Source organism: Sphaerisporangium rubeum (assembly GCF_014207705.1).
Taxonomy (GTDB): Bacteria; Actinomycetota; Actinomycetes; order Streptosporangiales; family Streptosporangiaceae; genus Sphaerisporangium; species Sphaerisporangium rubeum.
The window spans coordinates 4,185,213-4,206,407 of the sequence record NZ_JACHIU010000001.1 but is presented as its reverse complement, the minus strand read 5'-3'; the positions used below and the strand labels follow the sequence as shown (position 1 = coordinate 4,206,407).

General features: G+C 72.5%; 16 protein-coding genes. 9 read left to right on the top strand and 7 right to left on the bottom strand.

What is annotated here, in order from left to right:
• Positions 1 to 209: 209 nt before the first annotated feature.
• Positions 210 to 1,196 carry a hypothetical protein gene (locus BJ992_RS18080; protein WP_343072726.1) on the top strand — a complete coding sequence of 329 codons (987 nt, stop codon included), beginning with the start codon at positions 210 to 212 and terminating at the stop codon, positions 1,194 to 1,196.
• Positions 1,193 to 2,413, top strand: a complete 1,221-nt coding sequence (locus BJ992_RS18075; protein WP_184982529.1) for a DUF6716 putative glycosyltransferase — start codon at positions 1,193 to 1,195, stop codon at positions 2,411 to 2,413. Before BJ992_RS18080 ends, BJ992_RS18075 begins: the two co-directional genes overlap by 4 nt.
• 127 nt (positions 2,414 to 2,540) lie before the next feature.
• Here BJ992_RS18075 and BJ992_RS18070 read toward each other — a convergent pair whose 3' ends face one another.
• The 4 genes from BJ992_RS18070 to BJ992_RS18055 form a co-directional block, all read right to left on the bottom strand.
• Positions 2,541 to 3,818, bottom strand: a complete 1,278-nt coding sequence (locus tag BJ992_RS18070) for a polysialyltransferase family glycosyltransferase (RefSeq protein WP_343072725.1) — start codon at positions 3,816 to 3,818, stop codon at positions 2,541 to 2,543.
• Complete coding sequence (locus BJ992_RS34320) at positions 3,815 to 4,774, bottom strand: glycosyltransferase (protein WP_184982527.1); 960 nt, start codon at positions 4,772 to 4,774, stop codon at positions 3,815 to 3,817. The genes BJ992_RS18070 and BJ992_RS34320 overlap by 4 nt, the downstream gene beginning before the upstream one ends.
• Before the next feature lie 39 nt (positions 4,775 to 4,813).
• Positions 4,814 to 6,898, bottom strand: coding sequence for an N-acetylneuraminate synthase family protein (locus BJ992_RS18060; RefSeq protein ID WP_184982525.1), 2,085 nt, complete (start codon positions 6,896 to 6,898; stop codon positions 4,814 to 4,816).
• 155 nt (positions 6,899 to 7,053) lie between these two features.
• On the bottom strand, positions 7,054 to 8,409 hold the full coding sequence (locus BJ992_RS18055; protein ID WP_184982524.1) for a sensor histidine kinase: 1,356 nt from the start codon (positions 8,407 to 8,409) through the stop codon (positions 7,054 to 7,056).
• Between the two features lie 169 nt (positions 8,410 to 8,578).
• Between BJ992_RS18055 and BJ992_RS18050 the strand changes: the two genes are divergently transcribed.
• Complete coding sequence (locus BJ992_RS18050) at positions 8,579 to 9,994, top strand: right-handed parallel beta-helix repeat-containing protein (RefSeq protein ID WP_184982522.1); 1,416 nt, start codon at positions 8,579 to 8,581, stop codon at positions 9,992 to 9,994.
• A gap of 89 nt (positions 9,995 to 10,083) precedes the next feature.
• Entirely contained in the window at positions 10,084 to 10,704 is a 621-nt protein-coding gene (locus tag BJ992_RS18045; RefSeq protein ID WP_184982520.1) for an ACT domain-containing protein, read from the top strand.
• Between the two features lie 38 nt (positions 10,705 to 10,742).
• Here the strand turns inward: BJ992_RS18045 and BJ992_RS18040 are convergent, their stop codons facing one another.
• On the bottom strand, positions 10,743 to 12,050 hold the full coding sequence (locus BJ992_RS18040) for an ABC transporter ATP-binding protein (protein ID WP_184982518.1): 1,308 nt from the start codon (positions 12,048 to 12,050) through the stop codon (positions 10,743 to 10,745).
• A gap of 423 nt (positions 12,051 to 12,473) precedes the next feature.
• Between BJ992_RS18040 and BJ992_RS18035 the strand changes: the two genes are divergently transcribed.
• The 5 genes from BJ992_RS18035 to BJ992_RS18015 are packed head-to-tail and all read left to right on the top strand — an operon-like array spanning position 12,474 to position 18,304.
• A complete protein-coding gene (locus tag BJ992_RS18035) occupies positions 12,474 to 13,763 on the top strand; it encodes an extracellular solute-binding protein (protein ID WP_184982511.1) in 1,290 nt (429 codons plus the stop codon).
• Between the two features lie 3 nt (positions 13,764 to 13,766).
• Positions 13,767 to 14,753 (top strand): carbohydrate ABC transporter permease, encoded by a 987-nt coding sequence (locus tag BJ992_RS18030; RefSeq protein ID WP_184982508.1) that lies wholly within the window; start codon positions 13,767 to 13,769, stop codon positions 14,751 to 14,753.
• Positions 14,747 to 15,613: a sugar ABC transporter permease gene (locus BJ992_RS18025; protein ID WP_184982506.1), complete on the top strand. Its 867-nt coding sequence runs from the start codon at positions 14,747 to 14,749 to the stop codon at positions 15,611 to 15,613. Before BJ992_RS18030 ends, BJ992_RS18025 begins: the two co-directional genes overlap by 7 nt.
• A 38-nt stretch (positions 15,614 to 15,651) precedes the next feature.
• Positions 15,652 to 17,265, top strand: coding sequence for a glycoside hydrolase family 13 protein (locus BJ992_RS18020; RefSeq protein WP_184982504.1), 1,614 nt, complete (start codon positions 15,652 to 15,654; stop codon positions 17,263 to 17,265).
• A 10-nt stretch (positions 17,266 to 17,275) separates the two neighbouring features.
• Positions 17,276 to 18,304, top strand: coding sequence for a LacI family DNA-binding transcriptional regulator (locus BJ992_RS18015; RefSeq protein WP_343072724.1), 1,029 nt, complete (start codon positions 17,276 to 17,278; stop codon positions 18,302 to 18,304).
• A gap of 90 nt (positions 18,305 to 18,394) precedes the next feature.
• Here BJ992_RS18015 and BJ992_RS18010 read toward each other — a convergent pair whose 3' ends face one another.
• Together BJ992_RS18010 and BJ992_RS18005 are read right to left on the bottom strand one after the other, a co-directional pair.
• Entirely contained in the window at positions 18,395 to 20,077 is a 1,683-nt protein-coding gene (locus tag BJ992_RS18010; protein ID WP_184982500.1) for a RecQ family ATP-dependent DNA helicase, read from the bottom strand.
• Positions 20,078 to 20,159: 82 nt separating this feature from the next.
• Positions 20,160 to 21,191 carry an aminotransferase class V-fold PLP-dependent enzyme gene (locus BJ992_RS18005; RefSeq protein WP_246496697.1) on the bottom strand — a complete coding sequence of 344 codons (1,032 nt, stop codon included), beginning with the start codon at positions 21,189 to 21,191 and terminating at the stop codon, positions 20,160 to 20,162.
• Positions 21,192 to 21,195 lie beyond the last annotated feature (4 nt).

Sequence of the window (21,195 nt, the reverse complement as noted above, 5' to 3'; positions counted from 1 at the left end):
CGGACAAAGAGGTGCAAATAGGACAAACCACTCAGGTTGCCCTATGTGGGCGACGGCAAACACCTGGTCCCTGATCGTCCCGCACCGCATGACCTTCGCCGGTTGTCCGCCGTTCACCGTACGTTACCCGCCGCTTAGGGTCCCGGCACTACGTTGCCTACGTCGTGAACGTCTCATCACCCGGCGTGGAGAGGATCGGTCGAAGCCGCGTGCGGGAGCAGGGTCCGGCCGTCGCCTGGGTGGAGTCGCCACTCCAGCTGCTCTGCGCGGTCGAGGCGCGGTACGCCGGAGTGGTGGGGCCCGATCTCCAGGTGGTGGCCAGAGGGAAGCTGCCGGGCCTGCGGGTGACCCGCACCGAGCTCGCCGCGCTGGCCCTGCCGGACGGATTGCGCCTGTCCACCGCGGGTGACCACATGCCCCGGCCGGGCCGCCGCGAGTCCTGGGTGCTGGGGGACGCCTTCTCCGGCCGTGTGCAGCTCACCTCGCTCGGCGCCGCGCCGCGCCACCTGGTGGTGGTCGACGACGGGCTCGCCACGATCCGGCTGCTCGAACTGCTGACCGCGCGTCCCGGCACGCCGCTGCTGCGGGCCAGGACCACCGCCACCTGGACGCGCCGCGCGCTCGGCGCCGCCGCCTCACTGCGGCTGCGCGCCGCCGCCAGGTCCGGCCGGCTCACGATCTTCACCGCGCTGCCCGTACCCGCCGCGCTGGCCGCGTCCGTCAGGGACACCGGAGCCGAGCTGGTCACGCACGACTTCGCGTGGCTGCGTTCCCAGCCCGCCGCCGCGCATCCCCGTCCCCCCGAGAGCACCGTCGTGCTCGGCACGTCGCTGGTACGCAACGGCCTGATCCACCGGGACCGCTACCTGTCCTGGCTCTTCGCGCTCGAAGGCCCGGTGGCGTACTATCCGCACCGGCGGGAGGATCCCGGCGATCTCGCCGCGGTGCGCGAGCATCCGGGGGTCACCGTGTACGACGGCGGCGCGCCGGTCGAGATGACGCTGCGCGACCTGCGTCCCGGCCAGCGTGTGCTCAGCCTTCCCTCCACCGCGGTGACGTCGCTGCGCGTGCTGTTGTCGGCGCGCGGCGTGCGGGTGGAGACCGTCGACGTCCCGGACGACTGGTGGACCCCATCGGCCACCGCCTCGCTCCGGTCGCACCTGCAGATGTTCGCGCACGAAAGGGCTGCTCCTTGACCCGGGTTCTCGCCGTCGCCGACTCCGACAGCTATCTGAAATGGGCGGCGGGCCTGCTCGACCAGCTTCCGGCGGAATGGACGCGGACGCTCGCCGTCGTGCGCACGCCGATCACCCCGTCCGCCGCGCAGATCGCGGCCGCGGTCAGCGGCACCCGCCTCGGCGGCGGCGAGCCGCCGGTCGTGGCCTCGGCGCGCGGGCTGCGCCGTCTCGCCGAGCGGACCAGGCCCGACGTGGTGCTCGTCGCCTGCACAGGACCCGTGGTCGACGTGCTGGTCAGCGGCGTTCTCGGCGGCATGAGCCCGCGGCCGGTGTTCGTGTCGGGCCTGCCGGGGATCTCGATCCCCGCCACGGAGAAGGCCTGGCTGTACCGCGGCGCGTGCGACCTGTTCGTCGTGCACAGCGGCAAGGAGGTCGCCGAGTTCGGCCGCATCGGCAAGGAGCTCGGCGCGACCGGCGCCGTCGCCCTGGCGAGGCTGCCCTACCTCGACCACGTCACCGGCCGGCCGATGACCGCGGGGACCGGCCGCCGGGTGGTGTTCGCGACCCAGGCCAAGGTGCCGCGGCGGCGCGAGGAGCGCGAGTCGGTCCTGATGGCGCTCGCCGCGCTGGCCGCGCGCCGTCCCGACCTCGACGTGGTGGTGAAGCTGCGGGCCCTGGAGACCGAGCGGCAGACCCACAACGAGCGGCACCACTACGAGCGGCTGTGGCGTGACCTGGCCGCGGCCGGCGCGGTGCCGGAGGGAGCGGTGCGGTTCGCCGCGGGGGCGATGCGCGATCAGCTGGCCGAGGCGGCGGGTTTCGTCACGGTGAGCTCGACCGCCGCGCTGGAGGCCATCGCCGCCGGGGTGCCGCTGCTCGTGCTGTCGGACTTCGGGGTGAGCGCCGAGATGATCAACCTGGTGTTCGAGGACAGCGGCTGCCTCGGCACTCTGGAGGAGCTCACCGCCGCGGGTTTCCGGCGGCCCACCGGCGCCTGGTGCGACGCCAACTACTTCCACGACCCGTCGGCCAGCGACTGGGTGCCCCGGGTCGCCGCACTGGTGGACGACGCGCGCGCCGGCCGCCTCCCCGCGCCGCGTCCCCTGCTCGACGGACCGGCGCACGCCGCCGCGCGCAGGCGCGCGCGTCTGCGCGTGGAGCTGCCGCCGAACGTCATGCGCGCCGGTTACCGCGCGAGCCGCCGCATGCGCCGCTACCTGAAGGCGATGTCCTGACCCGGCACGAGGACGGGCCGCCGTGGCGGGGTGTCCCCCCCGGCGGCCCGGCACGGGAAAGCCCGGTAGGCGTCTCCGTCACGGGAAAGCCCGGTAGGCGTCTCCGGCGGCCGGAGCCGCCTGGTTCTCAGCGGGTGAGCGCGCGGCGCAGGCGGCCGAGCGCGCCGCCGCGGCCGGGCCTGTGCGGCGGGGGGACCTCGACGAGGCCGAGCGCGCTGAGGCGGCGGCTCTTGAAGTACCGGGCCTGCGGGCCGTGCGCGGCGAGGTACCGCACCGCGGCCTCCCGCAGGCCGGGGTACTGCTCGCTTTGCATGCAGTAGCCGACGGCCTCCACCAGGCCCGGCAGGTCGGCGGCCGGCGGATCGGTGATCGAGCCGTCGCGCGCCAGCCGGGGGAGGGTCGCGTCGATGATCGTGGCGGGGATCCTGTTGCTGTTCTCGTACGGTGTGAGCCGTTCAAGGACGGTCTCGCAGCCCATCGTGGCGACCCGCGCGCCGAACAGCCGCCGCGAGGTGACCAGCGCGGTGGAGAAGCAGCCCACGACCAGCCGGGGCCGCAGCGCCTTGACGCACACCTCGGCGGGGACGGTCTCCGGCGCGACCCGCAGGTCCACGCCGAGCGCCTCCGCCGCCGTCCGCAGGCGTCTCGCGTGCCGCCGTCCGGCCGCCGGGTGCGGCTTGAACAGCACCGTGCGGTGGCCGCGCGCCGCCACGGCCTCCAGCATGGCCGCGTGCGTCGCGGCCTCCTCCTCGTCGCTGAGGATGCCGAGCGCCGCCAGGTACTGCCCGAGGATCACCGCCTCGCCCTCCAGGCCGTCCGGCGCGCCGATCGCGTCGATGACCCCGGCGAACGCGGCGTCCGGTATCGCCTGCGGCGCCACCCCGGCCTCGCGCAGCAGCAGCGGCGCGAGACCCGGCACGAGGTCCAGGTGAAGCAGCCGGGTGATCCGGCCGGCGATCTCCGCCGGCAGCGGGTCGCGGGTCGGGCCGTAGCTCATCAGCCCGTCGGAGTACACCGTGATCGGGCAGTCGCGGATCAGCGCGGCGAGCGTGCGCGACGGCGGCACCGCGATCGACTCGACGACCAGCTCCGCCGGCCCGTCGCCGAGGCCGAGGTCGCGCAGCAGCAGGCGGCCGAGCATCGGCAGCTCGGCCTGGCGCGCCTTCCAGTCCGACGGGTGCAGCGGCGCCACGATCTCGTTCCACGACCGCACCTCGTCGAACCGGGCCCGGATCGCCGCGAACCCCTCGGTCTCGTCCACCCCCGGCGTGATCTCCGGGATGGCGGCGTTGTTCGACACCAGCAGCAGCCGCCGTCCCGTGTGCGGCCCGAACCTCCCCTCGTCCACGGCGGCGGCCAGCGTCATCGCGCCGAACAGCGTCGAGCTGTAGAAGACCTGGGTCACGGCAGGCGCACCTCGGCGTAGACGTCGTCGGGAAGCAGGGGACGAAGCAGCTCGGCCCGCTCGGGCTCCAGCCCGCTTCCCGCCACCAGCGCGGGAGGCAGGCCGGCCAGCACCTCGCCGGCCCGCGCGGTGAAGCGCCGCCGCAGTTCGGGGGAGTACCGGTCCGACAGCTCCAGGTGGTGGGCCAGCAGCGCGCAGAAGCTGCGGACCGCCTTCGGCAGCAGGTCCTCCTCGTCGCGGACCTGCGCGAAGACCAGCTCGAAGGCGTCGAAGAAGTGGAGCTGGCGTTCGTCGCCGATCCGGGTGAGCGAGTTCGGCACGAGCCGCCGGTAGAACACCCCGGCGAGCGACACCGCCGCGAAGGACCGCGCCTCGCGGTGCAGCCGCCAGATCCACGGCCGGTCCTCGGCGGTGTGCAGGTGGCCGGGGAAGGTCAGCAGGTCGCCGAGGTCGCGCCGGTAGATCCCGGCCCACGCGTAGGGGTAGTCGACCATCGTCTTGGTGTTCGACGGCAGGATCCCCTCACGCGGCGGCAGCACCACCCCCCGCCGGTGTTCAGGCGCGCGGTTCAGCACGCGTCTGCGGCCCTCCACCTGCACGTGGTCCACCCGCACGAAATCGCAGCCGAGCCCGTCGACGGCCTCGACCAGGCGGGCCAGGTACCCCGGCGCCACCCAGTCGTCGCCGTCGAGGAACGTGACGTACCGTCCGGACGCCAGGGACAGGCCGAGGTTGCGCGCGTCGGCCAGCCCGGCCGCCACCGTGTTGCGCAGCACGGTGAGGCCGGGCAGCTCGCCGCGGAAGTCCTCGACGATCAGCGGGGTCTCGTCCGCCGAGCCGTCGTCGACCACGATGAACTCGAAGTCGGCGCGCGCGTTGCGCGTCAGCGACGTGAGCGCGTCGGCGATGTACGGCTCGGCGTCGCGCACCGGCACCACCACGGAAAGGGTGATCACCGGCGGTCTCCGCGGACGGTCAACGGTCTGGTCACCCGGTCAGACCGTCACGCGGCGCAGCCGGGACTTCGGGGCCTCCTCGCCGGGGAACACCCGCTTGACCCCGTCGCCGAGCGCGGTCTCGATGATGCGGATGTCGCGCACCAGGTGCTCCAGGCCGCTCGGCTCCAGCGAGGCGGCGTGGTCGGAGCCCCACATCGTCCGGTCCAGCGTGATGTGCCGCTCGACGGTCACCGCGCCGAGGGTGACCGCCGCCAGCGAGATCTGCAGGCCGCGCTCGTGGCCGGAGTACCCCACCGGCACGCCGTACCGCTCGCGCAGCGTCACGATCGCGCGCAGGTTGGCCTCCTCGGGAGGCAGCGGGTAGGTCGAGGTGGCGTGCATCATCACGAGTTTGGACGTGCCGAGGATCTCCACGGCCGTGTCGATCTCCTCCAGGGTCGACATGCCGGTCGACAGGATGAGCGGCTTGCCGGTATCGGCGAGCCTGCGCAGCAGCTCCAGGTCGGTGACGCTCGCCGAGGCGACCTTGTGCGCGACGACGTCCATGTCCTCGAGGAAGTCCACCGACGGCACGTCCCACGGGGAGGCGAACCAGTCGATGCCGCGCTCGGCGCAGTACCGGCCGATCTCGGCGTACTCGGCGGCGCCGAACTCCACCCGGTGCTTGTACTCCAGGTAGGTCATCTCACCCCACGGCGTCTGCCGGATCAGGTCGCGCTGCTCGACCGGCACGCAGATCTCCGGGGTGCGCTTCTGGAACTTCACGGCCTGGCAGCCGGCGTCGGCGGCCACGTCGATGAGGCGGCGCGCGATGTCCAGGTCGCCGTTGTGGTTGATGCCGATCTCACCGATGACGTACACCGGCTGCCCCGGCCCGACGAGCGACCCGCCGATGCCGACGGGAGCGGCCTGGACCCGCGGCGTGCGCGGAGCGGGGACGGCGGCGCGGACGGCCGGCGCGGTGGGTGCCGGCCCGCCGGGACGCGCGGCGAGCACGCGGTCGCACAGTTCACGCACGGCGCCGTCGCCACCCGCTCGGGTCAGCACGACCCGCGCGGCGGCCAGCACCCGGGGGTGCGCGCCGGGGGTGGCCACCGGCCAGCCGACCAGGTCCAGGCAGCCGAGGTCGTTGACGTCGTTGCCGACGTAGGCGACCCGCGCCGGGTCCAGGCCCTCGATGCTCAGCCAGTCGCGCAGCGCCGTGTGCTTGGCCGACAGCCCCTGGAGCACCGGCACGCCGAGCTTGCGCGCGCGCGCCGTCACCACCGGGTTGCGCTCGGTGGACAGCACGAGCACCTTCACCCCGGCCCGCTTCAGCAGGTCGAAGCCGAGGCCGTCGGAACGGGACACCGCGACGGCCTCGCGGCCCTCCTGGTCGACGTACACGTGGTCGTCGGTGTGCACACCGTCGAAGTCGGTGATCACGGCGTCCACGTCGATGGGACCCGGCCGGTCCACGACGGGGGCGAGCGCGCGGACGATCTCCAGGTCGCCGGGGGTGTCGACCTCCACGGCGTGGCCGGCCGGCACGGTCTGGACGGCGACGGCGCCGAAGAAGCGGTGGCCGTGCTCGCGCAGGCCCGCGGCGCGCATGACGTAGAAGGCGCCGGTCTCGCGGTACTCGGGTGCGCGGTCCTGGCGGCGCGGCCGGTGCGCCGGGTCGTGGTTGACGCCGCCGACACCGGCGCCGGCCTGGTTCCACACGAACTCGTGGGTCTCCACGGCGGAGAACACCACGTCGGCCTCCCCGGCGAGGACTTTGGCCACCGCGGCGTCCAGGTCGGCGGGATCGATGAAGGCGCTGGTGCACTGCACCAGCACGACGACCTCGGGCTCACCGGTGCCGGCGAGCTGGTGGAGCGCGTGGAGCACGGCGGACTCGGAGGAGGCGGTGGCGCCGCTCAGCCCGGCGGGCCGGTCCACGATCCGCGCGCCGGCCGCCGCGGCGGCCTCGGCGATGCCGGCGTGGTCGGTGCTGACCACGACCTCGTCCACGAGCCCGGCCGCGACGCAGGCGTTCACCGCGCGGGTGACCAGGGGCAGACCCCCGACCTTCGCGAGGTTCTTCAGCGGGACGCCTACGGAACCTCCGCGGGCGGGGACGACGGCCAGGACTCGCACTAGTGACTCCCTGATAGGCGAAAAAGCGAGCGCTCGCCTCTAGGCACGCTCGTGGGTGTCAGGCACGCTAACCACCGGTCCTCACCGGTAAGGGGAGCCGGAGCTGAACACCCGCCGTCGCTCCTGTTAACTCTTGGGGAGCCCTGTTCCCGCCGTCACTCCGCGACCGGCAGTCTCAGCACGAATCTCGTGCCGGTCGAGCAGTCCTCCACCCGCAGCGTCCCGTCGTGCGCGATGGCGACGTCCCTGGCGATGGCGAGCCCGAGGCCCGTGCCGCCGCGGTTCCTGCTGCGTGCCTCGTCCAGGCGGGTGAACCGCTGGAAGACCCGTTCGCGGTCCTCGACCGGGATGCGGTCGCCGTCGTTGGTCACCGACAGCACGGCCGTGCCGCGCGTGGCGCGTACCTGCACGGTGACCTGGCGGTCGGCGTGCCGCTGCGCGTTGTCCAGCAGGTTGGCGACGACCCGGACGAGGTGGGTCGGCACGCCGTGCACCATGACGTCGTCCTGGAGGTCCGCAGCGACCGGTACCCGCTCCCCGCAGCGCCGTATCTCCTCGGCGGTCAGACGGCCGAGATCCACCCGCTCCTGCACGGCGGGGCCGCTGGACCCGAGGCGCGCCATGAACAACAGGTCGGTGATGATGGTCTCGATGCGGTCGGTGTCGCGCAGCGTCCCCTGGACCAGGCTCCGCAGATCGGTGTCCTCGGGGTACAGCCAGGCGTCCTCCAGCTGCGCGCGCAGGCCGGCGATGGGGGTGCGCAGCTCGTGGGAGGCGTCGGCGGCGAAACGGCGCTGCTGCTCCACCGAGTGCTCCAGCCGGGCCAGGGTGGAGTTGACGGTGCGGGCCAGCCCCGAGATCTCGTCGTCGCCAGGCGGTTCGCACACCCGGCGCGACAGGTCGCTCGCGGTGATGTGCGCCAGCTCCGCCTTGATGTTGTCGATCGTGCCGAGTGCGCGGCCCGTGGCCTTGGCGGCCACCCAGCCGGCCAGCCCGACGAGCAGCGCGACCTGCACGCCGATCGAGATGTCGATGAGGTGGCCCCGCAGCAGACCGGGTGTCCGCGCGGCGGCGTACACCACAGGCGCTTCCGCGCGGCTCCCGGTGAGGATCGCCGTGGCGTGGTAGCACTCTCTGCGGCCAGCCGGGCAGGTACGGAAGTCGATCGCGCGGTCGGGGAGCCCGGACGGCGGGCTCGCGAGCACCGGCAGGCCGGCGGCGGACTCCGAGGCGGCCAGCACGTGGTTCCCCGGCCCGATCACCTGCACGAGGACCCGTGACCCCGCCGGGACGGGGATCGGGTTGCGCAGCCTCGCCTCCTGGTAGGCGTCGACGGTGCGGGCCGCGACGCTCCTGGTCTCGCGCCAGAGCGACTGCGCGACGGCGCTCCTGATCACCGCGTCCGCCGCCAGACCCAGGGGGGTCAGGAACACCGTGGTCAGCACGAGCGCGAGGAACGTGACCTGTCCTCTGATCGTGCGGGGCCACAGGGGGACGCGTCGGCGGGACATTCGCAAAGGCTACTGCCGCCACACCCACACAAGGCCCCGCGAGAGGGGAAAGAGCTGGGCAAGCACCGGCAAACTCCCGCCGATCCCCCGGCGTTCTCCCCCCTCGCGCGGCGGTGCGTGGAACGCTACGGTGTGCGTCAGCGATGATCTGATTACCAAGTGTGGGGTTATGGCGCCGAACTTCTGGCGGACGGGTCTTTCTTTACCTCTGATCTGCGTGCTGCTCGCCGACCCGGCGGCGCGTCCCTTGCACGAGGGCACTCCGGTGCCACCGGTCACCGCGGCCGCGGGCCGCGACCTCCACCCGGCGGCCGAGCGCCACGCGTCCCACCGGGCCGCCGAGCGCCGTGCGCTCCACCGGGTGGCCGAAGGCCGCCGCGCGTCCCACCGGGCCGCGGCCGGCCGTGTCTTCTACGTGGACGCCGCCAAGGGGGACGACGACGCGCGCGGCACCACGCCGAGGCGCGCGTGGCGGTCCCTGCGCAGGGCCGGCGCGCAGCGCCTGCGGCCGGGGGACACCCTGCTGCTGCGGCGCGGCGGACGGTGGCAGGGCACGCTTGAGCTGACCGGCAAGGGGACGGCGGCGCGGCCGATCGTCGTCGGGGGGTACGGCAGAGGGCCCCGGCCCCGGATCAGCGCCAAGGGAGACGACTGCGTCGTCGTGGCGGGCTCGTACTTGCGGGTGTCGGAGCTGCGGGCCTCGCGCTGCGGCTGGGCCGGGTTCCGCGTGGAGGGCCGCTACAACGACCTGTGGGACGTCTACGCCGATCACAATGTCACCGGCGTGTGGTTCACCCCGGACGGCGCGAGGAACGTCCTGCGGGGCAGTCAGATGCGCGGCAACGACCGCATGAGCGTCGACGACGACGAGCCCGACAACGACTCCGGAGCGTTCGGCGTGCTGCTCAACGGCGACGACAACCGCGTCGTCGGCAACCTCATCACCGGCAGCTACGCGCGCAGCCACGACTACGTGGCCGACGGCGCCGCGGTGGAGGTGTACGGCGGGGACCGCAACATCGTCACGCACAACCTCGCCAGGGACAACGAGACCTTCACCGAGCTCGGCCACGAGCCGGGTGGCACGGCCACCGGCAACGTGTTCGCGCACAACGTGGTGACGTCCTCGCGTCCGCGAGGATCGTTCCTCATCACCCGCGGTCCCGGTCACGCGGTCGGGCCGGTGCGCGGCACGGTGGCGGTGCACAACTCGGTCTACCTTCCGGCGCGCCGCACCATCGGCTTCTCCTGCGCCGACGGCTGCTCCGGCGGCGTGCTGACCCTGCGCAACAACGTGCTGCGGGTGGGGGGCGACGTCGGTTTCGAGGACGGTTCCGGCATCGACGACGCGGGTGGGGTCTACCACGGCAGGCTGGGACACTTCCGGCCCGGCCGGGGGTCGGTGCGGGCCGACCCGATGTTCCGGAGCCGGAGCGACCTGCGGCTGCGCGCGGGCTCACCGGCCATCGGCCGCGGCCTGCGGCTCGGCCCCTCGTGGTACCGGGACGCGTGGCCGCCGCACGACGCGGCCGGACGGGCCGTCCCCCGGCACCGGAAGCCGGACTCAGGTGCCTATCAGTACTGAGTACGACTCATTCCGGACATGGCGCGGGAACATGCTGGAAACCTCGGTCCGGCACGCTGTGGCGTGACGTGGAACATGGAGGTACGCGGATGGTGCTGCGGGTACGTGTGTCGCTGCCCGACCGTCCCGGCGCGCTCGGTCAGGTGGCGCGGGCGTTCGGCGTGCTCGGTGCGGACATCCTGCAGGTGACGGTGCTGGAACGCGAGGCGGGCCGGGCCATGGACGACTTCACGGTGTCCTGGCCGGGGGGTTTCTCCCCCGAGGAGCTGCGTGAGCGGCTGTCCGTCGTGCCGGGGGTGCGGGTGGACGGCGCGTGGCCGACCCGGGAGGTGCCGGGGAGCAGTCCGGACTACGACCTGATCGGTCATGTCGTGACCGACGCCGACCGCGCGTTCGTCACCCTCGTCGACGCGGTGCCGGACCTGGTGGGTGCCCAGTGGGCCGTCGCGGTCGACTCCGGGACCGGTGCGGTGGTGCACGGGAGCTGGCAGGCTCCCGGCGTGGAGGACATGCCGGACCTGACGCCGCTGCGTCCCGCCGCGTTCAGCGAGGGCTCGCTCCACCTGCTGAGCCTGCCGGTGCGGCCGGCCGGGCTGCACGTGGTGGTGGCGCGCACGGAGGGGCCGCCGTTCCACCAGGTGGAGCTGGACAAGGTGCAGCGCGTCGTCGAGATCGTCGCGCTGCTGGTGTCGACGAGCTCGGTCGCCTGAGGCGTGGCGTGCCTGCGGAGAGCGGCGGACCCGGCGGGTCAGCGGCGCGGCGGGTCGATGCGGTCGCCGGCCGTGGTGAACAGCATGATGCGGCTGAGGTCCACCGCGACGCGGCCGTGCTCGCCGGCACGCCACACCGGACGGCCGCCGAGCCGTACCACGAGGTCGGAGCGGCGGTGGGTGCCACTGCCGATGGCCGGCGGGGTGTCGTCCGGGCCGTGGTCGGTTTCGCCGCCGGTCAGGCGCCGCACCATGGCCCGCAGGCGGGCGGCGGCGCTGTGGCCGTTGCCGTTGCCGTTCGCGTGACCGTTGGCGTGGCCGTTGACCGGGTGCTTCGGCGTGGGCTCCGGAGCGGCGACCGCGGGGATGCCGACCTCGAGGTAGGCCAGCCATTCGTGACCGTGGTACTCGAGGGTGCGCACCCGGCCGGTGAAGTGGGGGCCGTCGACGCCTTCGGGGATCGGCGTGAGGCCGTCGGAGCGGATGCCGACGATGATCTGGCGGCCGGTGTGCTGGGAGACCGCGTAGGCGCGCGGGTCGGTCCACGGCATGGTGATCTGGTGGAGCCCGAAGTCCAGCATGATGTACTGGTTCTGCGGGGTGCGCACCGTCGCCGACAGCAGATTGAGCTGCTGGGAGCTGAGGAACGCCGCGACGAACGCCGTCGCCGGGTCGTTGTATATCTGCGCGGGGGTGCCGACATCCTGCAGCACGCCGCGGTTGAGTATGGCGATGCGGTCGGCCAGGGTCAGCGCCTCGACCTGGTCGTGCGTGACGTAGATGGTGGTGACGCCGAGCGCGCGGACCAGCGAGGAGATCTCCATCCGCAGTTCGGTGCGCATCGAGGCGTCGAGGTTGGACAGCGGCTCGTCCATGAGGAACAGCGACGGCTGGCGCACGATCGCGCGGCCCATCGCCACGCGCTGACGCTGGCCGCCGGACAGCGTGCCGGGACGCCGGTCGAGCGTCTCGTCGATGTGCAGGGCCCGGGACAGCTCGACGACCCGATCCCTGGTCATCGAGGGGTCGGCCTTGGCGATCTCCAGCGGGAAGGCGAGGTTGCCGCGGACGGTCCGGTGCGGGTAGAGCGCGCCGTTCTGGAAGACCATGGCGACGTCGCGGTCGCGCGGCGCGAGGTCGTTGGCGATCCGGCCGTGTAAGTAGAGGTCCCCGGCGGTGATCTCCTCAAGACCGGCGATCATGCGCAGCAACGTCGACTTGCCGCACCCGGACGGACCGAGCAGGACGAGCAGTTCCCCTTCCTCTGCGCGCAAACTCAACTGATCGACCGCGAGAGTGCCCCCTGGGTACACCTTCGTCACGTTGTCGAGAACGACGGTACTCATCGTCACTCGTTCCTCCCGGGCAGCCGCGCCCGGATCCCCAGCCGTCATTGTGATTGATGAGGTAGTACATCGTGTACCGGGGCATCGTGTCCATACGTTGAGTTATAAATCGCTCATCCACCCGTTACTTGACTTGTGAGCGTCCGCCGAGGTCAGGACGGCCGCGAACGCCGACGTGACGGGCCCTGTGCCGCCGGTGTGCCCGCCCGGCGGCCGGCCCTCGGCCCCCCGACCCTGTCTGGCCAGGCAACACAGGTGTAACGACGCCGACATCACAGTTTGCAGAAAGTTTCCGTAAGGCCTTTCATCGACCTTCGTGCGGCTGTTACGTTCCGCGTACCCCGGTGCCACCGTCCCGCTCCCGGGGAGGCGGACGGTGCGCCGAATCCTTGGGCAATGACGCTTTCAGCAAGGAGTGCACACATGCGGCGAGCCATCTCGGCCGCGGCGGCGGCCGCGGCGCTGGCGCTGGCGGTATCCGCCTGCGGCGGCGGCACACCCGAGCAACCGGCCGCGACGGCCACAGGGGCCGCGGAGCCCTCGGGCCAGGTGACCTGGTGGGACACCTCGGACGCCACCCACGAGGGGCCCGTGTTCCAGGAGCTCATCAAGGAGTTCCAGGCCAAATACCCCAAGATCACGGTCAACTACGTCAACGTGCCGTTCGCCGAGGCGCAGAACAAGTTCAAGACGGCCGCGCAGAGCGGCTCCGGCGCGCCGGACGTGCTGCGCACCGAGGTCGGCTGGGTCGCCGAGTTCGCCTCCCTCGGCTACCTCGCGCCGCTCGACGGCACCCCTGCGGTCGACAAGCCCGAGGACTTCCTGGCCAGCCCGGCGAGCAGCGGCAAGTACGACGGCAAGACCTACGCCGTGCCGCAGGTCACCGACACCCTCGGCCTGCTGTACAACAAGAAGCTGCTGGAGAAGGCCGGTCACGACGCGCCGCCGAAGACGTTCGCCGAGCTCAAGCAGACCGCGCTCGACGTCAAGTCCAAGACCGGCGCCGAGGGCCTCGCGCTGAACGTCGACGCCTACTTCCTGCTGCCGTTCATCTACGGCGAAGGCGGCGACCTGCTCGACGTGACCACCAAGAAGATCACCGTCGCGTCCCCGCAGTCGGTCGCCGGCGTCAAGGTCGTGGAGGACCTCATCACCTCCGGCGCCGCCGCCAAGCCCGCCATCCAGGACAGCTACAACAACGCGCAGGCCGCCTTCAAGGAAGGCAAGGTGGCCATGATCTTCAACGGGCCGTGGTCCAACACCGACAACCTCGGCGGCAAGGTCTTCAAGAACGACCCTGACAACTTCGGCATCGCCCCGGTCCCGGCCGGCACGGCGAAGGCCGGAGCCCCCACCGGCGGCCACGACTACGCGGTCTACGCCGGCTCGCAGAACCTCGACGCGTCCTACCTGTTCGTCCAGTTCATGGACTCCGCCGAGAGCCAGGCCAAGATCGCCGGCAAGCTGGGCCTGCTCCCGACCCGCCAGTCCGCGTACACCATGCCGGAGGCCGCCGCCAACGACATGATCGGCAAGTGGAAGGAGCCGATGGCCGCGGCCGTCCAGCGTCCCTGGATCCCCGAGGGGGGCCAGCTCTTCCAGCCGCTGGTCGAGGGCTACCAGAAGCTCGCCGCCGGTCAGCAGGGTGCCGAGCCCATGATGCAGGGGGTCGCCAAGGCCTACCAGGGTCTGCTCAAGGGCTGGAGCCTCTGACCGATGACCGCACAGGTCGCCGACGGGACGGCCGCGGGCACCCCTGCCCGCGGCCGGGCCCGCGACCCGATGCGCCGCGGACGCGCGTACTCCCGGCACTGGTACGCCTGGGCCATGTGCGCTCCTGTGGTGATCGTCACGCTGGTGCTGGTCGGGTACCCGCTGGTCCGGGGGATCTACCTGTCGCTCACCGACGCGACCGAGGCCAACATGGGGCGGACCATCGGGATGAACGTCATCCCCTCCACCTATGAGTTCGTCGGCCTCGCCAACTACACCGCGATCGTCACCAGCGCCGAGTTCCTGTCCCGGCTCGGCTGGACCGTCGTGTGGACCGTCGCCTGCGTCGCGCTGCACTACGGCCTCGGCCTCGGCCTCGCGATGCTGCTCAACCGGCCGGTGCGGCTGCGGTCGCTGTACCGCATGCTGCTGGTGCTGCCGTGGGCCGTGCCGGTGTTCGTGTCGGCGTTCATCTGGCGCTACCTGCTGAACGGCGAGTTCGGCGTGGTCAACGCCATGCTGCGCGCCGTGGGGTTCGCCGGGGTCACCTGGCTGGACGACCCGTTCTGGGCCAAGGTGTCGGTCATCGGGGTGAACGTCTGGCTCGGCGTGCCGTTCATGATGCTGGCGCTGCTCGGCGGCCTGCAGGCCATCCCGCGTGAGCTGTACGAGGCGGCCGAGGTGGACGGCGCGTCGCCGTGGCAGCGGTTCAGGCACATCACGCTGCCGGGCCTGCGGCCGGTGTCCAGCACCGTGGTGCTGCTCGGCACCATCTGGACGTTCAACCAGTTCCCCGTCATCTTCCTGGTCACCAAAGGCGGCCCCGGCGGGTCCAGCGAGATCCTCGTCACCTACGCCTACCGCCAGGCGTTCGAAGGCATCCGCAACTACTCGGGATCGGCCGCGTGGGGAGTGCTCATCCTGGCGCTGCTCGTCGTCATGGCCGTCGTCTACCGGCGCGCGCTGCGCCGCGCAGGGGAGGCATGGTGAGCGTCGCCCCGGCCCGCGCCACACGCACGCGTTCCACTCGTTCGCGGGGTGCCTCCGTCGCGCTCCACGCCGCGCTGATCGTGGCGAGCCTGGTGGCCCTCTTCCCGGTCGCCTGGCTGGTGCTCACCTCGATCAAGCCGCGTGACGCCTGGCAGAGCACCACCGTCCAGCTCTTCGACAGCCCCACCCTGGCCAACTACGTCCAGGTGCTCACGCAGACCGCCTTCCCGCGGTGGCTGTTCAACTCGCTGCTGGTCGCGGCGCTCACCACCGTGCTCGGTGTGGTGATGTCGGCCAGCACCGGCTACGCGGTCAGCAGGTTCCGCTTCCCCGGCTTCCGGTCGATCATGTGGATGCTGCTGATCACCCAGATGTTCCCCGTGGCCATCCTCATCGTGCCGATCTACAACCTGCTGGCGGGGCTCGGCCTGATCAACCAGTTCCCCGGGCTGGTCATCGCCTACCTGACCTCCGCCGTGCCGTTCTGCGCGTGGATGATGAAGGGGTACTTCGACACCGTCCCCGTGGAGATCGACGAGGCGGGACGGGTGGACGGGCTGACCCATTTCGGCACGTTCTGGCGGCTCATCCTGCCGCTGTCGAAGCCGGGGCTCGCGGTCGCGGCGTTCTACTCGTTCATCACCGCGTGGGCCGAGGTCGCGTACGCCACCGCGTTCATGACCGGCGACGACAAGTACACGCTGGCCGTGGGGCTCGGCCAGTTCGTCGGCCAGCACAAGGCCGAGTGGGGGCTGCTCACCGCCTCCTCGGTGCTGATCGCCGCACCCGCGGCGCTGGTCTTCCTGCTCGTGCAGCGCCACCTGGTGACCGGCCTCACCGCCGGAGCCACCAAGGCCTGATGTCCGGTAACGAAACACGGAGATTCGGGGGTCCTTCAATGACCGACCTCGCCCGCGCGGCCCACCCGGTGACCGCACCCGTCCGCTGGTGGCGGGACGCCGTCATCTACCAGGTCTACGTCCGCAGCTTCGCCGACGGCGACGGCGACGGGATCGGCGACCTGCTCGGGGTGCGCGGCAGGCTCGGTCACCTGGCGGACCTCGGCGTCGACGCGCTGTGGCTCACGCCGTTCTACACCTCGCCGATGGCCGACTTCGGGTACGACGTCGCCGACTACCGCGACGTCGACCCGATCTTCGGCACGCTCGCCGACGCGCGGGCCCTCATCGAGGACGCGCACCGGCACGGACTGCGCGTCATCATCGACGTGGTGCCGAACCACACCTCCGACCGGCACGTGTGGTTCACCGCCGCGCTCGCCGCCGGCCCAGGCGCACCCGAGCGGGACCGTTACATCTTCCGTCCCGGCCGCGGCGCGGCGGGGGAGTCGCCGCCGAACGACTGGGAGTCGGTGTTCGGCGGCCCCGCCTGGACCCGGCTGCCGGACGGCGAGTGGTACCTGCACCTGTTCGCCCCGCAGCAGCCCGACCTCAACTGGGACCACCCCGAGGTGCACGAGGAGTTCGACTCCGTCCTGCGCTTCTGGCTGGACCTCGGCGTGGACGGCTTCCGCATCGACGTGGCGCACGGCATGGTCAAGGCTCCCGGCCTGCCGGACGTCGGCAGGCCCGGCCACGTCGAGATGCTCGGCGTCGAGGACCTGCCGTACTTCGACCAGGACGGCGTGCACGCCATCCACCGCGCGTGGCGCCGCCTGCTCGACTCCTACGACGGCGAACGCATCGGCGTCGCCGAGGCCTGGGCCCGCAGCCCCGAACGCCTGGCACGCTACGTCCGTCCCGACGAACTGCACCAGGCGTTCAACTTCCACTTCCTCAAGGCCCCCTGGGACGCCGCGGCGCTGCGCGCCGTCATCGACGAGTCCATCGCCACCGTCGCCCCCGTCGGCGCACCCTCCACCTGGGTGCTGTCCAACCACGACGTCAAACGCCACGTCACCCGCTACGGCGACGGCCCCGGCGGCCTGCGCCGCGCCAGGGCCGCCGCGCTGCTGATGCTGGCGCTGCCGGGGTCCGCCTACATCTACCAAGGCGAGGAGCTCGGACTGCCGGAGGTCCTCGACCTCCCCGACGAGGTCTGCCAGGACCCGCAGCGGCTGCGCGCACCCGGCGACGGCCGCGACGGCTGCCGCGTCCCCCTGCCGTGGGGGGACACCGAGCCGCCGTTCGCGTTCAGCCCTCCCGGCGTCACCGCGACGTGGCTCCCCGTCCCCGCGTCCTTCGGCCCGCTCACCGTGGCGGCCCAGCAGGCCGACCCGGCCTCCACCCTGAACCTCTACAAGGAGGCCCTGCGGCTGCGCCGCGCGCACCCCGCGCTCGGCGACGGCGCACTGACCTGGCTGGACTCCCCACCCGGCACCCTGGCCTTCTCCCGAGGCGGGTTCGTCTGCACGGTGAACGTCTCGGCGTCCCCGGTCGCCGTGCCGCTCCCCGGCACGCTCCTGCTCGCCAGCTCCCCCCTGACGGCGGACACCCGCACCGTGCTCCTGCCTCCGGAGTCCGCCGCGTGGTGGACGGCAGACAGTGCGTAAAGTACAGAACGTGCACGGAGGAAACACCCGCCTGTCCGATATCGCCGCTCAGGCCGGCGTGAGCGAAGCCACGGTGAGCCGTGTGCTCAACGGCAAGGCAGGAGTCTCCGCTCACACCCGGCAACTCGTCCTCACCGCGCTGGACCTGATCGGCTACGAACGTCCGCAGCGCCTGCGTCAGCGCAGCAACGGACTGATCGGCCTGGTCACCCCCGAACTGGACAACCCCATCTTCCCGGCCTTCGCGCAGGCCGTGGAGAAGTCCCTGACCCACCACGGCTACACCCCCGTGCTGTGCACGCAGACCCCCGGCGGCGCACCCGAGGACGAGTTCACCGAGCTGCTGCTCGAACGGGACGTCAGCGGCATCGTCTTCGTCAGCGGCCTGCACGCCGACACCACCGCGCGCATGGACCGCTACACCCGCCTGACCGACCGCGGCCTGCCGATCGTCCTGGTGGACGGCTACAGCCCTCTGATCGAGGCGCCTTTCATCTCACCCGACGACCGCATGGCCGCGCGGCTCGCCGTCCAGCACCTCGTCACGCTCGGTCACCAGCGCATCGGCCTCGCCACCGGCCAGCGCCGCTTCGTCCCCGTCATCAGGAAGATCGAGGGCTTCACCGAGGCCATGTCCTCGCTGCTCGGGGAGGACGACTGCGAGGACCTCGTCCAGCACTCCCTGTTCACCGTGGAAGGCGGCCAGGCCGCGGCGGCGGCCCTGCTGGACCGCGGCTGCACCGGTATCGTCTGCGCCAGCGACCTCATGGCGCTCGGCGCCATCCGCGCCGCGCGCGGCAGGGGCCTCACCGTCCCCGGCGACGTCTCGGTCGTCGGCTTCGACGACTCCCCGCTGATCGCCTTCACCGACCCGCCGCTGACCACCGTCCGCAAACCCATCGGCCCCATGGCCGCCGCCGCCGTGCAGACCCTCCTGGAGGAGATCGACGGCACCAAGCTCAAGAACACCGAGTTGATCTTCCAGCCCGAGCTGATCGTCCGCGGCTCCACCGGCTCGGGCCCCCTGGTGAGCCGCTGACCCGCCGCCTGCTCCGGTCCCCTGGTGAGCCGCTGACCGGCCACCGGCCCCGGCCCCCTGGTCGGCCACCGACCTGCCACGCGGCTTCGGTCACGTCCCGGTGGACCCTGGTCCGGTCTCGCGCAGCAGGTCGTGCTCCAGGACGGCCTCAAGGAGCAGTTCCCGGTAGCCCGCCTCCTCGAACAGCACGATGAGCCGGTCGTCGTCCCGCCGGATGACCTGGCCGGGGCCCCACGTGGCGTGCTCCACGTGGGTGTGCACCGGGAAAGGACCCTCGCCGGGTGCCGGTTCCATGGCCGTGCCGGCGTGGCAGGTGTCGCAGTCGCCGCACGGGCTCGGCAGGTGCTCGCCGAAGTAGCCGAGGAGCAGGCGGCGGCGGCAGTCGCCGGTCTCGGCGTAGCGGCGCATCATCTCCAGCCGGGTGCGCTCGATGTCACGGCGGCGTTCGGCGAGGCCCCGCGCGAGGTCCGCCGCGGTGGCCGGATCGGGCCCGCCGGCGACCGGTGTGATCGCGCGGGACCCCACGCGTACCGCGCCGACCCGCCGCAGCAGGTCGAGCAGCAGCGTCAGCCGCCGCGGCGACACCCCGGCACGCTCGGCGAGCCGCCGCCGTTCCCCGGTGCCGTCCGCGACGGCCTCCGCGACCCTCTCGAGAGTGCCGGCGTCGGGGACCGACCCGGTGAAGAACCGCTGCAGGCCGAGGTCCTCGGGCCGGTAGAACAACACGGCCCGCGCGGGGCCGCCGTCACGGCCCGCGCGGCCGATCTCCTGGTAGTAGGCGTCGAGCGAGCCGGGAACCTCGGCGTGGAAGACGTAGCGGACGTCCGGCTTGTCGATACCCATGCCGAACGCGTTGGTCGCCACCACGACGTCGAGGTCACCCTTCAGGAACCGCTCATGCACCTCGTGGCGTTCCGCGCGCGGCAGCCCCGCGTGGTACGGCGCCGCGCGCAGCCCCGCCTCGCCGAGCACCCGCGCCAGTTGTCCCGTCCTCTTGCGCGTCGCGACGTACACGATGCCCGGCTGCGGCTGCTCCCGCACGGCCGCCGTCACCTCGTCCGTGGCGTCCCCGTGCACCCACCGCGCCTCAAGGGAGATGTTGGGCCGGTCGAACCCCCGGACGATCGTCACGGGGTCGCGCATGCCGAGCCGTTCGACGATCTCCGCACGCACCGGCGGCGCCGCGGTCGCCGTCAGCGCCACGATCGCCGGACGGCCGATGGCGTCGGCGACCGCGCCGAGCCGCAGGTAGTCGGGCCGGAAGTCGTGCCCCCACGTCGACACGCAGTGCGCCTCGTCCACCACCATGAGCGAAGGAGCCGCGGCGGCCAGCTCCTTCACCACGTCGGGCCGCGCGAGCTGCTCCGGTGCGCAGAACAGGAACTCCGCCGTACCGGCGCGCAGCGCCTGGAACGTGGCCTCCCTCTCCCGCGCCGAGGTACCCGCGTCCACGCTGCGCGCCTCCTCGTCGTGCGCGCGCAGCGCACGCACCTGGTCGCGCTGCAAGGCGATCAACGGCGACACCACCAGCGTCGGCCCCGGCAGGAGCAGCGCCGGCACCTGGTAGATCGCGGACTTCCCGCTGCCGGTCGGCATCACGGCAAGCGTGTCGCGGCCCTCGGCGAGCGCCGCCATCGCCTCCAGCTGGCCGGGCCGCAGCTCCGTGAGCCCGAGAGCGCTGCGCGCCGTCCGCGCGCACAGCGCCTCGGTCTCCGCGCTCGGCGCCGGCCCCTGCCGCTCCGCGTCCGCAACCTCGATCTCCGGTCGCCGCATCCCCGGCCTCCCCCCTGTCGGTGCCGGGGCACTGCCCGGCTTCGACGGCCGCGAACCTGTGACCTGGCGGCTCTCCCGATGATCAGCCGGTCAGGGCCTTCACCGCCTGATCGACGTCGTCCTCCGTCGAGTACAGGTGAAAAGACGCGCGGACCTTGCCGGCGCGGACCGAGGTGCGGATCCCCGCCGCGTTCAGGCGTTCCTCCGCGCCGGGGACGTCCACGGTGACGATCGCGCTGCCGGTCGGCTCGCGGTCCAGGGCCGTGAGGAAACGCGCCGCGAGAGCGGTGTTGTAGGTGTGGACGGCCTCCACACCGATCTCGTTGAGCAGTTCCAGGGCCGGAGCCGCGCCGACCTGGCAGAACCACGCGGGGGACAGGTCGAAGGCACGCGCGTCCTCCGCCAGGCGCAGCGGCGGGCCGTAGAACGCCGCGAACGGGTCGTCAGCCGCGAACCAGTTGGCGGCGGTGGGCCGCGAGACGGCCCGGGCCCTCGGGGACAGATAGCCGTAGGAGGCGCCGCGCGGGGCCATCAGCCACTTGTACGCGCCGCAGACCAGGACGTCGAACCGCGACGCGTCCACCGGCAGCCAGCCGCAGGCCTGGCTGGCGTCCACGCACACCAGCGCGTCATGGGTGCGCGCCGCGGCGAGGATGTCGTCGATCGGGGCCACCCGGCCGTCGGCCGACTGCACCAGGCTGAACGCGACCACCCGGGTGCCGGCGTCCACCGCGTCGGCCAGCCGGTCCATGGGGACGGTACGCAGGTCGGCCGACACGGCCCAGGGGAACAGGTTGGAGGTGAACTCCTCCTCCGGCGCCACGACCCGCGACCCCGGCGGCAGCGACGACGCGACCGGAGCGAGCATCTGCGACACCGTGGCCCCCACCGCGACGTCCTGCGCCGCGACCCCCATCATGGCGGCGAACGCGGCACGGGCCCGCGCCGTCGAGTCGTTCCACGGTCGCCAGCTCGTACGGCCCACGCGCCAGTCGGCCAGCGCGCTCTGCAGCGCCTCGAACGCGGGCCGCGGCGGCAGGCCGTAACTGGCGCTGTCCAGCCAGCCCGGCATGGGGTCCCACAACTTCTGTGCCTCGGTGATGTCCAGTCCCATGCGC

Coding starts and splice junctions, on each gene's coding strand:
- BJ992_RS18030 (WP_184982508.1), top strand. CDS start 13,767: ATGACCGCACAGGTCGCCGACGGGACGGCCGCGGGCACCCCTGCCCGC.
- BJ992_RS18040 (WP_184982518.1), bottom strand. CDS start 12,050: ATGAGTACCGTCGTTCTCGACAACGTGACGAAGGTGTACCCAGGGGGC.
- BJ992_RS18045 (WP_184982520.1), top strand. CDS start 10,084: ATGGTGCTGCGGGTACGTGTGTCGCTGCCCGACCGTCCCGGCGCGCTC.
- BJ992_RS18025 (WP_184982506.1), top strand. CDS start 14,747: ATGGTGAGCGTCGCCCCGGCCCGCGCCACACGCACGCGTTCCACTCGT.
- BJ992_RS18035 (WP_184982511.1), top strand. CDS start 12,474: ATGCGGCGAGCCATCTCGGCCGCGGCGGCGGCCGCGGCGCTGGCGCTG.
- BJ992_RS18055 (WP_184982524.1), bottom strand. CDS start 8,409: ATGTCCCGCCGACGCGTCCCCCTGTGGCCCCGCACGATCAGAGGACAG.
- BJ992_RS18020 (WP_184982504.1), top strand. CDS start 15,652: ATGACCGACCTCGCCCGCGCGGCCCACCCGGTGACCGCACCCGTCCGC.
- BJ992_RS18005 (WP_246496697.1), bottom strand. CDS start 21,191: ATGGGACTGGACATCACCGAGGCACAGAAGTTGTGGGACCCCATGCCG.
- BJ992_RS18010 (WP_184982500.1), bottom strand. CDS start 20,077: ATGCGGCGACCGGAGATCGAGGTTGCGGACGCGGAGCGGCAGGGGCCG.
- BJ992_RS18050 (WP_184982522.1), top strand. CDS start 8,579: ATGGCGCCGAACTTCTGGCGGACGGGTCTTTCTTTACCTCTGATCTGC.